The 17538-nt window shown below is 41.9% G+C and carries 29 protein-coding genes; 1 reads left to right on the forward strand and 28 read right to left on the reverse strand.

The window, feature by feature from the left end; genetic code table 11:
- Nucleotides 1-11: 11 nt before the first annotated feature.
- The 19 genes from rpmD to rpsJ all read right to left on the reverse strand — a co-directional run bounded on the left by rpmD (nucleotide 12) and on the right by rpsJ (nucleotide 8623).
- Nucleotides 12-197: a 50S ribosomal protein L30 gene (gene rpmD / locus HMPREF0877_RS04060; RefSeq protein WP_002827972.1), complete on the reverse strand. Its 186-nt coding sequence runs from the start codon at nucleotides 195-197 to the stop codon at nucleotides 12-14.
- Between the two features lie 11 nt (nucleotides 198-208).
- On the reverse strand, nucleotides 209-712 hold the full coding sequence (rpsE, locus tag HMPREF0877_RS04065) for a 30S ribosomal protein S5 (RefSeq protein ID WP_002827973.1): 504 nt from the start codon (nucleotides 710-712) through the stop codon (nucleotides 209-211).
- A gap of 19 nt (nucleotides 713-731) precedes the next feature.
- Nucleotides 732-1088 (reverse strand): 50S ribosomal protein L18, encoded by a 357-nt coding sequence (rplR, locus tag HMPREF0877_RS04070; protein ID WP_002827974.1) that lies wholly within the window; start codon nucleotides 1086-1088, stop codon nucleotides 732-734.
- An 87-nt stretch (nucleotides 1089-1175) separates the two neighbouring features.
- Nucleotides 1176-1712: a 50S ribosomal protein L6 gene (gene rplF, locus HMPREF0877_RS04075; RefSeq protein ID WP_002827975.1), complete on the reverse strand. Its 537-nt coding sequence runs from the start codon at nucleotides 1710-1712 to the stop codon at nucleotides 1176-1178.
- Nucleotides 1713-1743: 31 nt separating this feature from the next.
- Nucleotides 1744-2142, reverse strand: coding sequence for a 30S ribosomal protein S8 (gene rpsH / locus HMPREF0877_RS04080; RefSeq protein ID WP_002827976.1), 399 nt, complete (start codon nucleotides 2140-2142; stop codon nucleotides 1744-1746).
- Nucleotides 2143-2185: 43 nt separating this feature from the next.
- Nucleotides 2186-2728: a 50S ribosomal protein L5 gene (gene rplE, locus HMPREF0877_RS04085; protein ID WP_002827977.1), complete on the reverse strand. Its 543-nt coding sequence runs from the start codon at nucleotides 2726-2728 to the stop codon at nucleotides 2186-2188.
- Between the two features lie 30 nt (nucleotides 2729-2758).
- Entirely contained in the window at nucleotides 2759-3067 is a 309-nt protein-coding gene (rplX, locus tag HMPREF0877_RS04090; RefSeq protein ID WP_002827978.1) for a 50S ribosomal protein L24, read from the reverse strand.
- Nucleotides 3068-3099: 32 nt separating this feature from the next.
- Nucleotides 3100-3468, reverse strand: coding sequence for a 50S ribosomal protein L14 (rplN, locus tag HMPREF0877_RS04095; RefSeq protein WP_002827979.1), 369 nt, complete (start codon nucleotides 3466-3468; stop codon nucleotides 3100-3102).
- A 45-nt stretch (nucleotides 3469-3513) separates the two neighbouring features.
- Complete coding sequence (gene rpsQ / locus HMPREF0877_RS04100; RefSeq protein ID WP_002827980.1) at nucleotides 3514-3780, reverse strand: 30S ribosomal protein S17; 267 nt, start codon at nucleotides 3778-3780, stop codon at nucleotides 3514-3516.
- A 23-nt stretch (nucleotides 3781-3803) separates the two neighbouring features.
- Nucleotides 3804-4010, reverse strand: coding sequence for a 50S ribosomal protein L29 (gene rpmC / locus HMPREF0877_RS04105; RefSeq protein ID WP_002827981.1), 207 nt, complete (start codon nucleotides 4008-4010; stop codon nucleotides 3804-3806).
- Entirely contained in the window at nucleotides 4010-4429 is a 420-nt protein-coding gene (rplP, locus tag HMPREF0877_RS04110; protein ID WP_002827982.1) for a 50S ribosomal protein L16, read from the reverse strand. Before rplP ends, rpmC begins: the two co-directional genes overlap by 1 nt.
- A 1-nt stretch (nucleotide 4430) precedes the next feature.
- Complete coding sequence (rpsC, locus tag HMPREF0877_RS04115) at nucleotides 4431-5099, reverse strand: 30S ribosomal protein S3 (protein WP_002827983.1); 669 nt, start codon at nucleotides 5097-5099, stop codon at nucleotides 4431-4433.
- A 13-nt stretch (nucleotides 5100-5112) separates the two neighbouring features.
- Nucleotides 5113-5460, reverse strand: a complete 348-nt coding sequence (gene rplV, locus HMPREF0877_RS04120) for a 50S ribosomal protein L22 (protein WP_002827984.1) — start codon at nucleotides 5458-5460, stop codon at nucleotides 5113-5115.
- A gap of 16 nt (nucleotides 5461-5476) precedes the next feature.
- On the reverse strand, nucleotides 5477-5758 hold the full coding sequence (gene rpsS, locus HMPREF0877_RS04125) for a 30S ribosomal protein S19 (RefSeq protein WP_002827985.1): 282 nt from the start codon (nucleotides 5756-5758) through the stop codon (nucleotides 5477-5479).
- A gap of 53 nt (nucleotides 5759-5811) precedes the next feature.
- Nucleotides 5812-6645 carry a 50S ribosomal protein L2 gene (rplB, locus tag HMPREF0877_RS04130; RefSeq protein ID WP_002827986.1) on the reverse strand — a complete coding sequence of 278 codons (834 nt, stop codon included), beginning with the start codon at nucleotides 6643-6645 and terminating at the stop codon, nucleotides 5812-5814.
- A gap of 16 nt (nucleotides 6646-6661) precedes the next feature.
- Entirely contained in the window at nucleotides 6662-6949 is a 288-nt protein-coding gene (rplW, locus tag HMPREF0877_RS04135) for a 50S ribosomal protein L23 (protein WP_002827988.1), read from the reverse strand.
- Nucleotides 6949-7572 (reverse strand): 50S ribosomal protein L4, encoded by a 624-nt coding sequence (rplD, locus tag HMPREF0877_RS04140; RefSeq protein WP_002827989.1) that lies wholly within the window; start codon nucleotides 7570-7572, stop codon nucleotides 6949-6951. Before rplD ends, rplW begins: the two co-directional genes overlap by 1 nt.
- Nucleotides 7573-7596: 24 nt before the next feature.
- Nucleotides 7597-8223: a 50S ribosomal protein L3 gene (gene rplC / locus HMPREF0877_RS04145; protein ID WP_002827990.1), complete on the reverse strand. Its 627-nt coding sequence runs from the start codon at nucleotides 8221-8223 to the stop codon at nucleotides 7597-7599.
- A 91-nt stretch (nucleotides 8224-8314) separates the two neighbouring features.
- Nucleotides 8315-8623, reverse strand: coding sequence for a 30S ribosomal protein S10 (gene rpsJ, locus HMPREF0877_RS04150; RefSeq protein ID WP_040760539.1), 309 nt, complete (start codon nucleotides 8621-8623; stop codon nucleotides 8315-8317).
- Between the two features lie 467 nt (nucleotides 8624-9090).
- Between rpsJ and HMPREF0877_RS04155 the strand changes: the two genes are divergently transcribed.
- Nucleotides 9091-10080, forward strand: coding sequence for a polyprenyl synthetase family protein (locus HMPREF0877_RS04155; protein WP_040760541.1), 990 nt, complete (start codon nucleotides 9091-9093; stop codon nucleotides 10078-10080).
- Nucleotides 10081-10159: 79 nt separating this feature from the next.
- Here HMPREF0877_RS04155 and tsaD read toward each other — a convergent pair whose 3' ends face one another.
- From tsaD to HMPREF0877_RS04200, 9 genes are all read right to left on the reverse strand, one after another.
- Complete coding sequence (tsaD, locus tag HMPREF0877_RS04160; RefSeq protein WP_002827993.1) at nucleotides 10160-11185, reverse strand: tRNA (adenosine(37)-N6)-threonylcarbamoyltransferase complex transferase subunit TsaD; 1026 nt, start codon at nucleotides 11183-11185, stop codon at nucleotides 10160-10162.
- A gap of 3 nt (nucleotides 11186-11188) precedes the next feature.
- Nucleotides 11189-11641: a ribosomal protein S18-alanine N-acetyltransferase gene (rimI, locus tag HMPREF0877_RS04165; protein ID WP_002827994.1), complete on the reverse strand. Its 453-nt coding sequence runs from the start codon at nucleotides 11639-11641 to the stop codon at nucleotides 11189-11191.
- Nucleotides 11625-12209 carry a ribosomal protein S18-alanine N-acetyltransferase gene (gene rimI / locus HMPREF0877_RS04170; protein WP_002827995.1) on the reverse strand — a complete coding sequence of 195 codons (585 nt, stop codon included), beginning with the start codon at nucleotides 12207-12209 and terminating at the stop codon, nucleotides 11625-11627. The genes rimI (HMPREF0877_RS04165) and rimI (HMPREF0877_RS04170) overlap by 17 nt, the downstream gene beginning before the upstream one ends.
- Complete coding sequence (gene tsaB, locus HMPREF0877_RS04175) at nucleotides 12193-12918, reverse strand: tRNA (adenosine(37)-N6)-threonylcarbamoyltransferase complex dimerization subunit type 1 TsaB (protein ID WP_002827996.1); 726 nt, start codon at nucleotides 12916-12918, stop codon at nucleotides 12193-12195. The genes rimI (HMPREF0877_RS04170) and tsaB overlap by 17 nt, the downstream gene beginning before the upstream one ends.
- A gap of 625 nt (nucleotides 12919-13543) precedes the next feature.
- A complete protein-coding gene (gene galE / locus HMPREF0877_RS04180; RefSeq protein ID WP_002827998.1) occupies nucleotides 13544-14536 on the reverse strand; it encodes a UDP-glucose 4-epimerase GalE in 993 nt (330 codons plus the stop codon).
- 39 nt (nucleotides 14537-14575) lie between these two features.
- Nucleotides 14576-15319, reverse strand: a complete 744-nt coding sequence (locus HMPREF0877_RS04185) for an acyl-[acyl-carrier-protein] thioesterase (RefSeq protein ID WP_002827999.1) — start codon at nucleotides 15317-15319, stop codon at nucleotides 14576-14578.
- Nucleotides 15319-16197 carry a 16S rRNA (cytidine(1402)-2'-O)-methyltransferase gene (gene rsmI / locus HMPREF0877_RS04190; protein WP_002828000.1) on the reverse strand — a complete coding sequence of 293 codons (879 nt, stop codon included), beginning with the start codon at nucleotides 16195-16197 and terminating at the stop codon, nucleotides 15319-15321. The genes HMPREF0877_RS04185 and rsmI overlap by 1 nt, the downstream gene beginning before the upstream one ends.
- A complete protein-coding gene (holB, locus tag HMPREF0877_RS04195) occupies nucleotides 16194-17198 on the reverse strand; it encodes a DNA polymerase III subunit delta' (protein ID WP_002828001.1) in 1005 nt (334 codons plus the stop codon). Before holB ends, rsmI begins: the two co-directional genes overlap by 4 nt.
- 9 nt (nucleotides 17199-17207) lie before the next feature.
- Entirely contained in the window at nucleotides 17208-17537 is a 330-nt protein-coding gene (locus HMPREF0877_RS04200) for a cyclic-di-AMP receptor (RefSeq protein WP_002828002.1), read from the reverse strand.
- Nucleotide 17538 lies beyond the last annotated feature (1 nt).

Raw genomic sequence — 17538 nt, forward strand, 5'->3', positions numbered from 1 at the left:
TTATTAAGCTCTTACTTAACTACTTCAACAGTAACCAAGTGAGCAATCTTGAACACTGCACCACGCGTTGCTGCGTTGTCAGGCAATACAACTGATGATTGCACCTTGTTTAATCCAAGGGCCTTCACAATTGCACGTTGCTTTGGCAAACGGTGGGCAGCACTCTTTACAAGAGTAATTTTAACTTGTTCAGCCATGTTCTGCCTCCTTAATCTGCCAAGTGCTCTAATGAGACCTGACGCAATTCAGCAACTTCTTCAGCGTTCTTCAATGAGTTGATTGCATCGAAAGTTGCGCGTACAACGTTAATTGGCGTAGCTGATCCCAATGACTTTGCAGTCACGTCGGCAACTCCCGCCAATTCCAAAACGGCACGAGCAGCACCACCAGCTGCTACTCCAGATCCTTCAACGGCGGGCTTCAATAAGATGCGACCACCTGCGTAGACACCCAATGTAGAGTGAGGAAGGGTTGTACCAACAGTAGGTACACTAATAATGTTACGCTTTGCATCTTCAGCAGCCTTACGGATTGCCTCAGGAACTTCTTGCGCCTTACCAGTACCAAAACCAACATGTCCGTCACGGTCACCAACTACTACCAAAGCAGCGAAACGCAAACGGCGTCCACCTTTAACAACCTTGGTAACACGGTTGATGGCTACAACGTTTTCTTCAAGCTCACCGAGCTTATTTGCATCGATAAATGCCATGTTTTCTTTCCTCCTTCCCTTAGAACTTCAAGCCAGCTTCGCGAGCTGCTTCAGCCAAAGCTTGTACACGACCATGGTACAAGTAACCACCACGGTCAAATACTACAACTTCAACATTAGCTGCTTTCGCGCGCTCTGCGATCAAAGCACCAACTTTAGCTGCCTGTTCTGTCTTTGGAGCAGTCTCAATTGACTTATCCAATGTTGAGGCACTAGCAAGCGTCACACCCGCTACGTCATCAATTAATTGCGCGTAGATGTTCTTGTTAGAACGGTAAACGTTCAAGCGTGGGCGCTCAGCAGTACCAGAAATCTTGCCACGAACGCGAGTGTGTCGGTGTTGACGCACTTTGTTCTTGTCTGACTTCGTAATCATGTTCGTAACCTCTTTTTTTATTATTCGAAAGATATACTCATAAGTAAATCGTAACGTTGCTTACGATTTTAAGCACAAAGCTTAAGCTTACTTACCAGTCTTACCTTCCTTACGTGCAACGTATTCACCTTCGTAACGGATACCCTTACCCTTGTATGGTTCAGGTGCGCGTACGGCACGGATTTCAGCGGCGAAATCACCAACAAATTGCTTGCTGATTCCTTCAACTGTAATCGTTGTTGAGTCAGGAACTTCAACAGTTAATCCTTCACGAGCTTCAAATTCTACTGGGTGTGAGTAACCAACATTCAAAACAAGCTTATCGCCTTGCTTTGAAGCACGGTATCCAACACCGACTAGCTTCAAGGTCTTCTTGAAACCATTTGAAACACCCTCGACCATGTTATTAACAATGGCACGAGTAGTTCCGTGAAGTGCCTTCATGCGTCCATCATCTGATGGGCGAGTGAATGAAACCTCAGTTCCATCAACAGTCAAATTGATTTCGTGAGCAACCGAACGTGATAACTCACCTTTAGGTCCCTTAACAGTAACAACATCACCTTCGCGTGCTACTTCAACACCAGCAGGCAATGTTATGGCCTTATTACCAATACGACTCATTGGTTGACACCTCCTTGTTTAAATTTTATTTTTACCAGACGTAAGCCAATACCTCGCCACCAATTTTCTTGGCGCGAGCTTCTTTATCGGTGATAACACCTTCAGAAGTTGAGATGATTGCAATTCCCAAACCGTTCAATACCTTAGGTACATCATCTGACTTAACGTATGTACGTAAACCAGGCTTTGAAATACGCTTCAAACCTGTAATTACGCGAGTCTTGTCAGCAGAGTACTTAAGGAAAACACGGATGACACCTTGCTTGTCATCTTCAATGTATTCAACGTCACGAACAAAGCCTTCACTCTTTAAGATCTCGGCGATGTCCTTCTTGATCTTTGATGCAGGTACTTCAACTGAGTCGTGGCGAACCATGTTCGCATTACGAATGCGAGTCAAGAAATCTGCAATTGGGTCAGTCATTGACATTGATATTTGCCTCCTATTATTAATTACTGTAAATCAGTATTGATTACTTTGAGAAAGGCATACCCATTTGAGTAAGCAATTCACGAGCTTCTTCGTCAGTGTTTGCAGTCGTTACAAGAACGATATCCAAACCACGAACGCGATTAACCTTATCATAATCGATTTCTGGGAAAATAAGTTGTTCACGTACTCCCAATGTGTAGTTTCCACGGCCATCAAAAGCCTTTGGTGAAACTCCACGGAAGTCACGAACACGTGGCAATGACACGTTGATCAACTTATCTAAGAAGTCGTACATACGCTCACCACGCAAAGTAACCTTTGTACCGATTGCCATACCCTCACGCAAACGGAAGCCAGCGATTGACTTCTTTGCACGAGTGATAACTGGCTTTTGACCAGCAATCAATTCCAATTCAGCAACAGCTTCATCCAAGTTCTTTGAGTTTGAAACAGCGTCACCAACACCCATGTTAAGCACGATCTTTTCGATCTTAGGTGCTTGCATGATTGATGAGTACTCAAACTTCTCAACCAATGAAGGTGTAACTTCATTGACGTACTTTTCTTTTAAGCGATTTGCCATGATAATGATTTCCTCCTTTCACCTAGAAAATTATGCCAAAGTCTTTCCAGACTTCTTAGCGAAACGTACCTTCTTACCATCTTCAACTTTGTAACCAACTTTTGTTGGTTCGTTAGTAGAAGGGTCAAGCAATTGTACGTTTGAAACGTGGATTGGAGCTTCAAGCTCAACAATTCCACCTTGTGGGTATTGGTTATTAGGCTTTTGGTGCTTCTTAACCATATTGACACCTTCAACAACGACACGGTCTTGTGATGAAATAGTTTTTACAACTACGCCTTCCTTACCCTTGTCCTTGCCGGCGATAACCTTAACCTTGTCACCAGTCTTCACAAACATGCGAGGCTTCCTCCTTGATTTAATGATGGTAATTACAATACTTCAGGTGCCAATGACACAATACGCATGTAATCATTGTCACGCAATTCACGCGCAACAGGTCCGAAGATACGAGTACCTACAGGACTCTTGTCATCCTTAACGATGACAGCAGCGTTTTCATCGAAACTGATGTATGAACCATCAGCACGGTGAGTACTAGCAGCAGTACGAACGATAACGGCTTTAACAACGTCACCCTTCTTAACATTTCCACCAGGAATAGCTTGCTTAACAGTTGCAACGATCATGTCACCGATTCCAGCGAACTTACGACCAGATCCACCCAATACCTTGATAGTCAAGATTTCGCGTGCACCTGAGTTATCAGCAACCTTTAAACGACTTTCTTGTTGAATCACGATTTTGTCCTCCTTCCGTTATTGGTAAGATTCGAGATTAAACGATTAGATAATAACGGCCTTCTCGACGATTTCTACCAAACGGAAGCGCTTTGTAGCTGATGTTGGACGTGTCTCCATGATACGTACCAAATCACCAGTCTTAGCTTCGTTGTTCTCATCGTGAGCCTTAAACTTCTTCGTGTACTTAACACGCTTACCATAAACTGGGTGATTCTTGTAAGTGTTAATGGCAACGGTAATTGTCTTATCCATCTTATCTGAAACCACGCGGCCTTGGTAAACCTTACGTGTGTTACGAGCTTCAGTCATAACGAACGGTCTCCTCTCTTAGTCTACTTGTTCAATTCTTGTTGACGAATGACCGTCTTGATACGGGCAATTTGCTTGCGTACTTCTGACAATCGAGCCGTGTTCTCAAGTTGACCTGTAGCTAATTGGAAACGCAAGTTGAATAACTCTTCCTTGTAGCTCTTTTCCTTGGCAACCAGCTCAGCTTGGCTGAGACCCTTGATTTCGTTTTGTTGATCCTTGATCTTCATTATTCACCCTCCACTTGACGAGCCAAGATCTTAGTCTTGACTGGCAACTTGTTAGATGCAAGACGCAAGGCTTCGCGGGCAACCTCTTCAGGAACACCGGCAACTTCAAATAATACCTTGCCGCGCTTTACAGGTGCTACCCAGCCTTCTGGGGTACCTTTTCCGTTACCCATACGAACACCAACACCCTTTGAAGTGTATGACAAGTGTGGAAAAATCTTAATCCATACTTTACCACCACGCTTCATGTAACGCGTCATAGCAATACGAGCAGCCTCGATTTGACGGTTTGTAATCCAGTGTGATTCAGTAGCTTGTAAACCGAAATCTCCGAAAGCTACTGTTTTACCACCTTTAGCCTCACCACGCATCTTACCGCGGTGTGGTCGACGGTACTTTACACGCTTTGGAACTAGCATGTTACTCGCCTCCTTGCTTCTTTACTGACTTTTTCTCTGGCAAGATATCACCACGGTAAATCCAAGTCTTAACTCCGATTTGACCGTAAGTAGTAGTTGCCTCATCCCATGAGTAGTCAATGTCTGCACGCAATGTGTGCAAAGGCACTGTACCCTCAGTATATTGCTCAACACGAGCCATATCTGCACCGTTCAAACGTCCAGAAACTTGCGTCTTGATACCTTTAGCACCAGCACGCATTGCACGTTGGATAGCACTACGCATTGCACGACGGAAAGCCACACGGCGAACCAAATCTGCTGCAATTTGTGAGCCTACCAAGTGGGCGTCCAAATCAGGCTTCTTGATCTCAATGATGTTGATGTGAACACGTTCACCCTTGGCAACAAGCTTTGCAAGCTCGTTACGCAATGCATCAACTTCAGATCCACCTTTACCAATAACCATACCTGGCTTAGCAGTGTGGATTGAGATATTTACACGGTTAGCAGTACGTTCAATTTCAACACGTGAAACTGATGCTTCAGCCAACTTAGCTTCGATGTACTCACGCAACTTTAAATCTTCGTGCAAAGTTGTTGCGAAGTCCTTCTTGTTTGCGTACCATTTTGCATCCCAGTCGCGGATGATGCCGACACGCATACCAGTTGGGTTAATTTTGTGACCCATGACTCAATCCTCCTTACTTTTCTTTTACCACAATAGTAATGTGGCTTGTACGCTTGTTGATTGGTGAAGCTGATCCTTTAGCACGTGGACGGAAACGCTTTAGCGTTGGTCCTTCGTTTGCAAAGGCTTCAGCAACTACCAAATCTTCGCGATCTAATGAGAAGTTGTTCTCAGCATTTGCTACTGCTGAGTTCAACACTTTATATACATCTTCTGAGCTGTGGTTTGGCAAGAATTGCAAAATTGCAAATGCCTCTGCCACAGACTTACCACGAACTTGGTCAAGCACTAGGCGGACCTTACGTGGAGCGACACGAACGATCTTGGCCGTGGCGCGTGCTGACGTGATTTGTTCAGCCATTGTATTGTCCTCCTAATTACTTACGCTTAGTTGCTTTGTCGTCTGCTGCGTGTCCGCGGAACGTACGCGTAGGAACGAACTCTCCAAGCTTGTGACCAACCATGTCTTCTTGTACCAAAACTGGCATGTGCTTACGACCATCGTAAACTGCAAAAGTCAATCCAATGAAGCTTGGGAAAATCGTTGAGCGACGTGACCATGTTTTGATGACGGTATGCTTGTCTGAAGCATTAGCTTCTTCGACCTTCTTCAACAAAGAAGCATCAGCAAATGGCCCCTTCTTTAGGCTACGACCCATTTTGAGGTCCTCCTCTCGTTTTTTAAAAACTTATAATAGCTGGATGCTATGTTTTACTTGTTCTTACGACCACGAACGATAAACTTCGTTGAACGAGCCTTAGCGTTACGTGTCTTCTTACCAGCTGTCTTCTTACCCCATGGTGACAATGGTGATGGACGTCCGATAGGAGCCTTTCCTTCACCACCTCCGTGAGGGTGATCGTTAGGGTTCATTACAGATCCACGAACGTGTGGACGTTGACCCTTCCAACGACGGCGACCAGCCTTACCCCAGTTGATCAATGAGTGTTGTTCGTTTCCAACAACTCCAACTGTGGCACGGTTAACTGCCAAGATCATACGAACTTCACCAGATTGTAGGCGAACTAGAACGTACTTTCCTTCTTTACCTAGCACTTGAGCTGAGGCTCCGGCTGAACGGACAAGTTGTCCACCATGACCAGGCTTTAGCTCAATGTTATGAATTTGAGTTCCATCAGGAATCTTTGCTAATGGTAGGGCGTTACCTACCTTAATATCAGCATCTACTCCAGATTGAACTGTCATACCAACTTCCAAGCCCTTAGGTGCCAAGATATATGCCTTAGTACCATCAGTGTATTGTAGCAAAGCGATGTTTGCAGTACGGTTAGGATCGTATTCGATCGCAACAACCTTAGCTGGTACATCATCCTTGGTACGCTTGAAGTCGATAATACGGTATTGGCGCTTGTGTCCACCACCACGATGGCGTACAGTCATGTGACCGTATGAATTACGAGCACCAGTGTTTGACTTTGATTCCAACAAGCTCTTTTCAGGCGTCGTCTTAGTGATTTCAGAAAAATCTGAAGACGTCATGTTACGACGACCGTTAGAGGTTGGCTTGTACTTCTTGATAGCCACGCTAATTTCCTCCTAATTAGTTTTCGTTGAACAATTGAATGTCCTTTGAAGCTTCTGACAACGTAACCGTTGCCTTCTTACGCTTCTTAGTGTAACCAGCAAAGCGTCCTTGACGCTTTAACTTACCACGTACGTTAGCTGTGTTGATCTTTTCAACCTTAACGTCAAAAATTTCTTCAACAGCACGCTTAATTTGTGGCTTAGTGGCGCGAACATCAACTTCAAACGTGTAACGCTTTTCATCCAAAACGCTCATCGTTTGTTCAGTGATGACCGGGCGCAAAATGATATCGCGTGCGTCCATTATGCCAAAACCTCCTCAACTTGTGCCAAAGCTGATTGAACTACAATCAACTTATCGTTGTTGATTACGTCAAGCACGTTAACACCCTTAGCAGTCATAACAGTCACGTTTTCTAAGTTACGTGCTGCTAATGCTGCATTAGCATTATCATCGTCCAAGACAACCAACGTCTTTTCATTTACGTTTAAGTTGTTCAAAACTGCCTTGAATTCCTTAGTCTTTGGTGCGTCGAATGACAATGCATCAACAACAACCAATGAAGAATCCAAAACCTTTTGTGACAACACTGACTTCAATGCCAAACGGTAAGCCTTCTTAGGCATCTTGTAGGCATATGAACGTGGTGTAGGTCCGAAGACAATTCCACCGCCACGCCATTGTGGTGAACGGATTGAACCTTGACGGGCACGACCCGTACCCTTTTGACGCCAAGGCTTCTTTCCACCACCAGAAACCGCTGAACGGTTCTTTACAGCATGTGTTCCTTGACGCATTGAAGCGCGTTGCATCAATACGGCATCCGTAATGACATTGTTGTTTGGCTCTACACCGAATACTGAATCATTCAATTCAATATCACCGGCATTTGAACCGTCTTGCTTAAACAAAGCAACCTTAGTCATGTTAATTTCCTCCCTTCGTCCTTATTACTTAGCTTTTTTTGAGTACTTAACAGTAACAAGTGACTTGTTGGCACCAGGAACATTACCCTTAACCAAGATCACGTTATTTTCTACATCAACGCGAACAACTTGCAAGTTTTGTACAGTACGCTTATGGTTACCCATGCGTCCAGGCAACTTCTTACCCTTGAAGACGCGGTTAATAATGGCACCCAATGAACCAGGACGACGGTGGTAACGAGAACCGTGAGCCATAGGTCCACGAGCTTGGCCATCCTTCTTGATGTTACCTTGGTAACCATGACCCTTCGTAATTCCAGTTACGTCAACAGCTTCACCAGCGGCGAAGATATCAACCTTAACTTCATCCCCAACATTGAATTCTCCCTCAGCATCGCGGATTTCACGAATGTAGCGCTTAGGGGTCGTGTTTGCTTTGGCAACGTGACCTTGCTCAGGTTTGTTGCTCAAAACTTGGCGCTTATCTTGGTAACCCAATTGAAGTGCGCTATAACCATCATTTTCCAAAGTCTTAACTTGAAGAACAACGTTTGGCGTAGCTTCAATAACTGTTACAGGGATAAGTTCACCAGTCTCAGTGAATACCTGAGTCATGCCGACTTTGCGGCCTAAGATACCCTTAGTAGTCATGACTATCTCCTTTTCAAATAGTAAATCTAATTTTTAGTTAGTTAAATGCATAACCAGGCAAGTTAATCATCTATATTTTAAGCTATAAGAATTACAACTTAATTTCGATATCAACACCACTTGGCAATTCCAACTTTGACAATGCATCGACTGTCTTAGCAGTTGGCTTCATGATGTCAATCAAACGCTTGTGAGTACGCAATTCGAATTGCTCACGTGCATCCTTGTGCTTGTGAGGTGAGCTCAAAACTGTGTAAATCGTACGTTCTGTTGGCAATGGAATAGGACCTGAAATTTCAGCACCTGTACGCTTTGCCGTTTCAACGATCTTTTCAGCTGATGAATCCAAGATCTTGTGCTCGTAAGCCTTTAAGCGGATACGAATCTTCTTATTTGCCATGATATAAATTCTCCCTTCGTCCATATTGGAATATGAAACTAACTCCGTGGAAACTACCGACACGCCCCACAAGGCTCCATGGCAATGGGCCTCGTGGCAATGCTGCCGGGTGTGTCGCAACCTCCCACATCATTGCTCGTCAATGGCACACTAATATGAGGACACATTTATGTTGTCCTTCATTTAGCGTACTTGATTATGATACAGCAGCCTTGCTTGATAATCAAGCATTTTATTTGTTTTTATCAAATAAATTTTCAAGCGCATTTTTTCGCATCACAACGTCATTCATCATACACAATTTAAAAACAAAATACCAATATAAACTCTTGAGTTTGTTAATTATTTTTTACAGATTAAAATTCGTCTGTCGCTTCTCTTTTTTTCATATATAATAGAGATTAGTTTAAAAGACGTTATGTCAATTGATGTTATACAATATAGTAGATTTAAGGAATTCCAAATTAATGAAACAATCACTTACGCAAATCCACGCGATGTGGGAAAAATTTCCAACAGTGCAGCAGGAACTTCAAGATGTGCTATTCATTATCCAAAATTCATTACAGGCAAATGATAAAGAAGTTGAGCAAGCATTATTAGATATGTTCCGTGCTGGTGGCAAAATGTTACGCCCAGCATTCGCAATTATCATCGGGCAATTTTATCCGGGCAATACTTCAAATCTAAAACACATTGCTGCTGCGGTTGAAATGTTACATACCGCCACGCTCATTCACGATGATATTATCGACGATTCACCAGAGCGACGTCATGCACCAAGTATTCAATCAAAGTTCGGTAAGGACATTGCCGCATATGCTGGTGACTACCTTTTTGCTGCTACCTTCAAAACATTGGCTTACCACACCGACGATATGACGCTAGTTCGTCAGGCAACAAAGTTATTAGAAGATATTTTAACTGGCGAACTTACACAACGTACCAATCATTATGATCGTCACATGACGTTAGCCGACTATAAGGAACAAATCGCTGGCAAGACAGCTGCTTTGTTTGTCCTCTCTGCCCAGTTAGGTGCCGCAAATGGTGACGCTCCAGACGAATTTGTCGATTTGGTTACTGAATTTGCTTTCAACGTGGGAATGGCTTTTCAGATACTAGATGATATCTTGGATTATCAATCAACAAAAACAGATTTAGGTAAGCCAACGTTACAAGATGTTCGTGAGGGGGTTTATTCTGCCCCATTAATCATTGCCATGCAGGACAAAGCAGAAATCCAAAATCTTTTGGCAAAGAAAGATCGTATTAGCAACGATGAATCAATCCAGCTGCGTGACTTAGTTATTGCCTCAGGCGCTGTTGATGAAGCAACTAGCTTAGCTAGTGAGTATACTGAAAAGGCATTAGATTACCTGGCACAGTTACCAGATGGTGAAGCAAAGGATACTTTGATTACCATCAGCGAAGCATTATTAGAACGTGCAAATTAAAACGACTACTACAATAGTAGAAATTCATTATTTATAAAAACCGACATTCAGTCAATTGGCTGAGCGTCGGTTTTTATATTTATTCATCTTCGTATTCAAATTCAAGCGCCGGATCGGCATTCAATGCCCAATCACCACGCATGCCATGCCGATATGCGATATCAACGGCTGCCCCAATCATCGCTGCATTATCACCAGCTAATTTAATAGGTACCGGAATAAAAGCGATATCTGGTCGTGCTGCCATCATCTTTGTCAATGCATCACGTAACCCCTTGTTGGCAGCTACACCACCAGCAACAATAAATGATTTTACTGGATAATTATCTAATGCCTGTGCTGTTTTACTTACCAAAACTTCAATAACGGCTTGTTGGAAGGAAGCAGCTAAATCATTATGATCAACCGTTTCACCACGTTGATCAGCATTATGCATCAAGTTAATAACCGCACTCTTTAATCCGGAGAAAGAAAAATCATAAGCACCATCATCAATCAGAGCCCGTGGTAACTTATAATTTGGCTGACCAAGATGAGCCATATCGTCTAAGGTTTTACCAGCGGGATACTTTAGTCCCATTGTCCGGCCAACTTTGTCATAGCTCTCACCTGCCGCATCATCACGCGTATCACCAATCACCACGTAATCATACTCTTCGCGCATCAAGACTAATTCTGTATGACCACCGGATACCATTAACGCTAGTGCTGGATACTGAATAGGTGAAACAAAATTAGCGGCACTGATGTGACCAGCCAGATGTAATACTGGGACTAGCGGTAATTGATGTGCCCAAGCAATCGTCTTTGCAGCAGTAACGCCAATTAATAAAGCACCAACCAATCCAGGGCCTTGGGTAACACCAATTGCTGTTAAATCACTGTAAGTCAAGTGTGCATCTTCAAGCGCAGCATCAGCTAGGATCGTGACTTGTTCAATATGGTGGCGACTAGCGACTTCTGGCACGATACCACCAAATCTTTGGTGACTCTTGATTTGAGTCGCTGTCTCCAAACTCACAATTTCATCACCATTTTTTACTATTGCCACACTAGTTTCATCAGCACTTGATTCAAATGCCATGATATAACGTGTTTCTGTCATGCTTTACTCCTTTACCTGTATTGGTAACTCTAACATCATTAAATCAGCATCCTCAACAGGACGACTATAATACGCTTTACGCTTACGATAGGTTTTAAACCCTAAGCGTTGATACAAATGCTGAGCTGCCTGATTACTTGCCCGAACCTCTAATAATACTTTTGTCCCATCACTAAATTCATCAAACCAAGCACGTAATAAAATTTCTCCAAGATGTTTACCTTGTTGCGTTTTCAAAATAGCGACATTACTAACATCTAAAGTGTCATCTAAATAGATGCCCCCAGCAAAACCAACTAACTGATTATGGTCAACGATTCCCACATAATGTGAGTATTCATTTGCCAGGTCTTGTTGAAAAGTTTTTAATTGCCATGGCGAACCATTTGCATAGGCATCATCAGCAATGCGATACAATTGTGCTGCAGTCATATCATGTTTATATAAGAAGTTCATTATCAATTTGATTTCCTAATATTTGTGCCATATCAAATGCATCCTCACCATTTTCACCATAGTAATGGGCTTTTCGGCGTATAATTTGAAAACCCAATCGTGCATATAGTTGTTGCGCGCGTTTATTAGACACACGTACTTCTAATGAGATACGATGAAAATTAATTTGCTGTGCAATCGTCATCATATACATGACCAAGAAGGTGCCAACACCACGACTTTGCCAATGAGGTGCGACCATAATATTGGTAATATGAACTTCATGAATGCCTGGTCGAAAAGCTGCCCCAATTAATGCGACCATCGATCCTGTTTCAGGTTGACGGACTATCACATATAATCGGTCTCGCGTGCGTCGCAACTCCTCAGCAAAAGCTTCCATTGGCCACAAAACTTCTCCATCATATGCTGCCTTTTCAAGCGCAATAATATCTTCTAAATCTGAACGTTTGGCAGGCATCAAATCAAATTCAAAATCTTTGATGACAATTGTTTGGTGAAATTCACGCATTTCATCTGATACCGGTTTTTCCCACCAATGAGTCAATTGATTAAACTTTTTCCACATAGGCGTGACCACCTTGATCTTCTGGATGCGCCTTGGCCCAATCAGCCTCTGCTTGTGATAAACGATGATAATTGGGAACAAATTGATGAATATCATTCATATCAGTCAATCTCGTACTATCTGCTGTCAGGTTCATCATATTAGCTGCATGTGGTAAATTATCTTGCGCAAAATTTGCTGTTGGAAACAGCTCACGAAGTTGTTCTTCAAAACGTTGCCACTCACCAACAAAAATAATTGGTTGACTAAGTGTATCTAACGCAAGATGCAATTTATCAATATTCATATGCTGATCAGATTGACGGACAACAAGGTGCCCTGATTTCCACTGATATTGTGCAGCATAAATATTTTGATTGCGGGCATCCATAATTGGCACGATAATTGCATCGGTATCTGTCACATTCATGGCTAACAATGCCAAACTTGAAACACCCGTCAACGAAATGCCCAGCGTAAAAGCAAGCGTCTTTGCTGTCGTTACAGCAATTCGTAAACCAGTATATGAACCTGGACCCTGACTAACGATGACGCTATCCAAATCTTGTGGTGTCCAATTTGCTTGCTTAATCAACTCATCAATGAATGGTAATAGTTGTGTCGAGTGATTACGACGAACATTGGTTTCACGTTGATCAATCAAGTGATTATTTTCAAATAGTGCAACGCTCAAAGGTTGATTGCTTGTATCAAAAGCAATGGTTTTCATATCACTAGCTCCTTTATTTGTGAAATACTAATACTTATTTTACCGCAATTTTAACAGAACAAAAATGTTTTAAATACGATTATCGAACTAATTATGTACTTTACCCCGGCGCTGTGAAACATATAACCAGATTCCTAATATAATCATTAAACAAATTAAACCAAAATCAAGCATCTGTCTAATCCAGATTAAACTGATGCATTGAATTATGATAATTACTGGTAACAAATAGATGGCATAGTTAGGAACTTGCCATGATGATGAATCAAACACGTACGCTAGTAATCTGTCATGATATAAAGGGTCAGATGAATGTTCTTGCTTATACACTTTATATCTTCGATATATTGATCGTCCAATAAATGACAAATCAATTATAATCATCAATGGCAAAAAGCAAATAAAAATCAAGAAAAATCCAATATTGAGGCTTTTCTCTGCCTGACTAAGCGCAAGCAAATACACAAAACTGACACAGAGTGTATAGATATATATTAATCTTGTCCGTTGTGTTGTTAAATATTCTAGCATACCCCTCCCTTTCTTAAATAAAAAAGACCAATGCTGTCTTCGTCCTTGATTAACCATTCAAGGTACTTAACACATTGATCTAATTTTCTACTACTTACCGATCACCATAGCCATTAGGATGCTTTTGGTGCCAGTTCCAAGCTGTACTAATAATTTCCTTCACATCGTCATACTTTGGTGTCCAACCAAGGATTTCACGTGCTTTGTCTGATGAGGCAACCAATGAATCAGGATCACCTGCACGACGAGGACCTATTTCAGCAGGAATAGGTTGGCCGGTTGCTTCACGCGCAGCTTCAACCATTTGCTTAACTGAGAAGCCATTAGCAGATCCCAAATTAAACTGATTTGATTCATTACCCTTAGCTAGGTAATCCAAAGCTAATACATGAGCATCTGCCAAATCCATTACATGGACATAATCGCGAACGTTAAATCCATCTGGTGTATTATAATCATCCCCAAACATCATGATCTTCTCACGTTGACCCAAAGCAGTTTGCAAGATAATTGGTACCAAGTGAGTTTCAGTTGGATGGTCTTCACCGATTGAGCCATCCGCCTTTGCACCCGCCACATTAAAGTAACGTAATGCGACCCACTTTAGTCCGTATGCTTGGTCAGCCCACTTCATGATGTGTTCCATTTGTAGCTTTGATTCACCATATGGGTTAATTGGATTTTGTGGTGTCGTTTCCTTGATAGGATTTTCTTTAGCCACCCCATACGTTGCTGCCGTTGATGAAAAGACGATTTGCTTCACATCAAAGTCTAACATCACTTCTAGCAAATTAATCATACCGTAAACGTTGTTATCAAAGTACTTCAATGGCTTTTCAACAGATTCAGGTACGATTGAAGATGCCGCAAAGTGGACAACTTGCTCAATATTTTCCTTTTCAAACACTTCTGACAATGCTGCCTTATCCCGAATATCAACTTCGTAGAATGGTACCCCCTCAGGTACTGAAGCACGGTGTCCCGTTAACAAATTATCAACAACCACAACATCACGATGATCAGCTAGTAATGTCGCAACCATATGAGAACCAATGTAGCCAGCTCCCCCTAATACTAATACAGACATATCAACTCTCCTTATTGTCTTAGTTACCTTTAGTTTAGCTTAATTACTTGCTGTCGTCCACTCAATTGTGGCTTCAGCAGAAAGCACATCGCCAAACCAAATGCGGTGTTTTGTGACATTATCAACAAGTTGGACTTCTGACTTAATTTTATTGCCATACAAAACTTCATGCTCATATTTAATGTTCATTGCTGTTGGTTCATGACTTGTCAAAAATTCAACAGGTAGCACATCGCTCATCCATTCAGCATACTTAGAATTATTCACGTGATGGTTAGAATCAATATCCAAATAACGGACAAAATAATCCTGTACAAAATCAGCCTCACGGGTTTCATCAAATGGGGTCACTTCAGGAGCACGTGGTATTTTACGAACATGCTCTGGTTGATAAGCTTCAGCCATGTCTTTAGGAATTCGAGCTAACTTGCGCTTATTCATATCAATCATTGAGAATAGCCCATCCATAATAACCAGATCATTACCTGCTGCATCGATTAATCGATACTCACGCTTGGCGAAAAATGGATTAAATTGCTTGGCCTTTGTGGCTAAAGTAATGGTTTCACCGTCTTTTGGTCGGCGATTAATCGTTACAAGTTGTTGTAATACAACCCATCCCAACCCTTTTGCATGGGTATATTCCGGACCAATATTTAAGTCAATTGCTTGTTGTGTTGAACTTAAAATCGCCAAATTATAAATCATTGGTAGACTCAATTTACCGGTGACATCTGCTTCATAGTAGACCACATCATGTGGCATACGAAATTCTACAGCCATTATTTATTTTCTCCTTGATATTTTAAATAAAGTGTTTGGCGATCAAGTGACCGTTGTTTAGCGATTTGCTTAATAGCCGCCGTTGGTTTTAAACCATTCTCTACTAATTCTTTTACTGCATCAACGGCAGATAACTCTGCTAACGGATCTGCATCAGAGGTTGCAATGACTTGGTCATTTCCTGAAACAATCACTACAAATTCACCTCGCACCTCATTGCTAGTTGCCCAAACAACAAGTTCGGCAATGGTACCACGCAAAAATTCTTCATAACGTTTTGTCAATTCACGAGCCAATACCACCTGACGTTCAGCACTAAATACCTTTTGAATCGATTGCAAAGTCTTTGCTAATCGGTGTGGTGCCTCATAAAAAATCATCGTTTCCTGATGCGTTTTAAGCAGATCAAGTTCATGCAGTTGTTCTTTAGGTTTACGCGGCAAAAAACCATAAAACATAAACGGCTGTGGTGCCAAACCAGACGCAATCAAAGCTGTAATACCGGCACTAGCCCCGGGAATTGGCACAACTGGCACATCAGCTAAAATAGCTGCTTTAACCAATTCATGACCAGGATCTGAAATTGATGGCATACCTGCATCAGAAACCTGGGCAATACTATCGCCTGCTTTAAGTCGCGCAACTAATTCCGGAATACGAGTTTCCTTATTATGTTCGTGAAAAGAAATCTGCTTTGTTGTAATTTCAAACTGATTCAATAATTGTTGTGTGTGCCTGGTATCTTCGGCAGCAATCACATCAACTTCTTGCATGACTTGAATTGAACGGTTTGTCATATCACCAAGATTTCCAATTGGTGTTGGCACTAAATATAGGGTGCCAGTAGTGTGTGTGCCAAAACTTTTCTGTTGTTTCATGATAAACCTGCTAACTTAAATTGACTTTCTAGTATGGTTGCTTCCAATGTTGTTTGAAAATTAATATTTTTTTCTAGTTGCTGTGGTGCCGATAATACAATATTAATTACAGCTAACAATGTTTTTGTGTCAAAACGTTGCACTTCACGCGACCAGTCATTTGCAAAATGACTGTTTTGCACGCCAGTTTTTAACAGTAAAATATCTCGCCAAGCCTGCGCTAACATCATTAACAATGTTTTTCCATGCGCAATATCTAGTGCTAAGGGAACATATAACGTTTGAACTAATGTAAAGGCTTGATCAGAATTCTTCAAGATAGCCGACACTAACGAACTGGTTGCCTGTGTTGCTTGCCTAAACCAATCATCGATCAACCATTCTTCAGCAACAACTTTGCTGTCTGTTAATGACTGTACCAATGATACTTCATCAGCATGATATCCTAACGATAATAATTCTTCCTCAAATTGTTCATTTCCCACTGCCGCAAAAGCAATGACTTGTGTTCGTGAAATAATTGTCGGCAAAATTTGGGCGCGATTTTCAGCAATTAAAATTGCTGTTTGTCCTGGTGCTGGTTCTTCAATAAATTTCAACAATCCATTGGCAGCACTGGTCGTCATCGTATCAGCACCAGCGACAATGAAGATTTTTTGTTGTCCTTCGACGGCAGTTTTTGTAAATTCTTCTTTCAAAAAACGTACTTGATCGACTTTAATACTTTTACCATCTGGATGCACTTCAATGACATCAGGGTGTTCGTGTTGCACGATTCGTTGGCATTGATCACAAGTACCATCAGGCTGTCCATCTGCTGTGACATGTTGACACATCAGACGCATAGCTAACCAATCCGCAACTAGTTCTTGACCACGCCCAGCTGGTCCGGTAAACAAAAAAGCGTGAGCAAGTTGTTGACTTGCTAACGCCTTTTGTAGTTGCGCAATCAATTGAGGCTGTAGCGCCATGACGCGTGCAATTAGTTCTTTGGCGTTCATGAGCACCTCTTAGAAACGATGGAATTGTTCAACATCTTGAACGAATACAGTTGCACCACCAACTTGCACTTCCATTGGCGTGGCAGCTGTTGATTCCATTGATACATCAAGACTAACCGCTGGTGTCATAAATTGCTTACGCGTATGTGATGTATCATGAATCAAATCCAATACCTCTTGTACACGATCATCTTCAATACCGATCATAAAAGTTGTGTTTCCAGAACGAAGGAAGCCACCAGATGTTGCTAACCGAGTTGCTCGAACATTCGCCTTAACAAACTTACCACCTAATTTATTAGCATCCTTATCTTGTACAATTGCGATAATCATTTTCATA

The sequence above is a fragment of the Weissella paramesenteroides ATCC 33313 genome (genome assembly GCF_000160575.1).
Taxonomy (GTDB): domain Bacteria; phylum Bacillota; class Bacilli; order Lactobacillales; family Lactobacillaceae; genus Weissella; species Weissella paramesenteroides.

Coding starts and splice junctions, on each gene's coding strand:
- rpmD (WP_002827972.1), bottom strand. CDS start 197: ATGGCTGAACAAGTTAAAATTACTCTTGTAAAGAGTGCTGCCCACCGT.
- rpsE (WP_002827973.1), bottom strand. CDS start 712: ATGGCATTTATCGATGCAAATAAGCTCGGTGAGCTTGAAGAAAACGTT.
- rplR (WP_002827974.1), bottom strand. CDS start 1,088: ATGATTACGAAGTCAGACAAGAACAAAGTGCGTCAACACCGACACACT.
- rplF (WP_002827975.1), bottom strand. CDS start 1,712: ATGAGTCGTATTGGTAATAAGGCCATAACATTGCCTGCTGGTGTTGAA.
- rpsH (WP_002827976.1), bottom strand. CDS start 2,142: ATGTCAATGACTGACCCAATTGCAGATTTCTTGACTCGCATTCGTAAT.
- rplE (WP_002827977.1), bottom strand. CDS start 2,728: ATGGCAAATCGCTTAAAAGAAAAGTACGTCAATGAAGTTACACCTTCA.
- rplX (WP_002827978.1), bottom strand. CDS start 3,067: ATGTTTGTGAAGACTGGTGACAAGGTTAAGGTTATCGCCGGCAAGGAC.
- rpsQ (WP_002827980.1), bottom strand. CDS start 3,780: ATGACTGAAGCTCGTAACACACGTAAGGTTTACCAAGGCCGCGTGGTT.
- rpmC (WP_002827981.1), bottom strand. CDS start 4,010: ATGAAGATCAAGGATCAACAAAACGAAATCAAGGGTCTCAGCCAAGCT.
- rplP (WP_002827982.1), bottom strand. CDS start 4,429: ATGCTAGTTCCAAAGCGTGTAAAGTACCGTCGACCACACCGCGGTAAG.
- rpsC (WP_002827983.1), bottom strand. CDS start 5,099: ATGGGTCACAAAATTAACCCAACTGGTATGCGTGTCGGCATCATCCGC.
- rplV (WP_002827984.1), bottom strand. CDS start 5,460: ATGGCTGAACAAATCACGTCAGCACGCGCCACGGCCAAGATCGTTCGT.
- rpsS (WP_002827985.1), bottom strand. CDS start 5,758: ATGGGTCGTAGCCTAAAGAAGGGGCCATTTGCTGATGCTTCTTTGTTG.
- rplW (WP_002827988.1), bottom strand. CDS start 6,949: ATGGACGCACGCGATATCATTTTGCGCCCGGTCATCACTGAACAAACG.
- rplD (WP_002827989.1), bottom strand. CDS start 7,572: ATGACTAAGGTTGCTTTGTTTAAGCAAGACGGTTCAAATGCCGGTGAT.
- rplC (WP_002827990.1), bottom strand. CDS start 8,223: ATGACTACTAAGGGTATCTTAGGCCGCAAAGTCGGCATGACTCAGGTA.
- rpsJ (WP_040760539.1), bottom strand. CDS start 8,623: ATGGCAAATAAGAAGATTCGTATCCGCTTAAAGGCTTACGAGCACAAG.
- HMPREF0877_RS04155 (WP_040760541.1), top strand. CDS start 9,091: ATGAAACAATCACTTACGCAAATCCACGCGATGTGGGAAAAATTTCCA.
- tsaD (WP_002827993.1), bottom strand. CDS start 11,185: ATGACAGAAACACGTTATATCATGGCATTTGAATCAAGTGCTGATGAA.
- rimI (WP_002827994.1), bottom strand. CDS start 11,641: ATGAACTTCTTATATAAACATGATATGACTGCAGCACAATTGTATCGC.
- rimI (WP_002827995.1), bottom strand. CDS start 12,209: ATGTGGAAAAAGTTTAATCAATTGACTCATTGGTGGGAAAAACCGGTA.
- tsaB (WP_002827996.1), bottom strand. CDS start 12,918: ATGAAAACCATTGCTTTTGATACAAGCAATCAACCTTTGAGCGTTGCA.
- galE (WP_002827998.1), bottom strand. CDS start 14,536: ATGTCTGTATTAGTATTAGGGGGAGCTGGCTACATTGGTTCTCATATG.
- HMPREF0877_RS04185 (WP_002827999.1), bottom strand. CDS start 15,319: ATGGCTGTAGAATTTCGTATGCCACATGATGTGGTCTACTATGAAGCA.
- rsmI (WP_002828000.1), bottom strand. CDS start 16,197: ATGAAACAACAGAAAAGTTTTGGCACACACACTACTGGCACCCTATAT.
- holB (WP_002828001.1), bottom strand. CDS start 17,198: ATGAACGCCAAAGAACTAATTGCACGCGTCATGGCGCTACAGCCTCAA.
- HMPREF0877_RS04200 (WP_002828002.1), bottom strand. CDS start 17,537: ATGAAAATGATTATCGCAATTGTACAAGATAAGGATGCTAATAAATTA.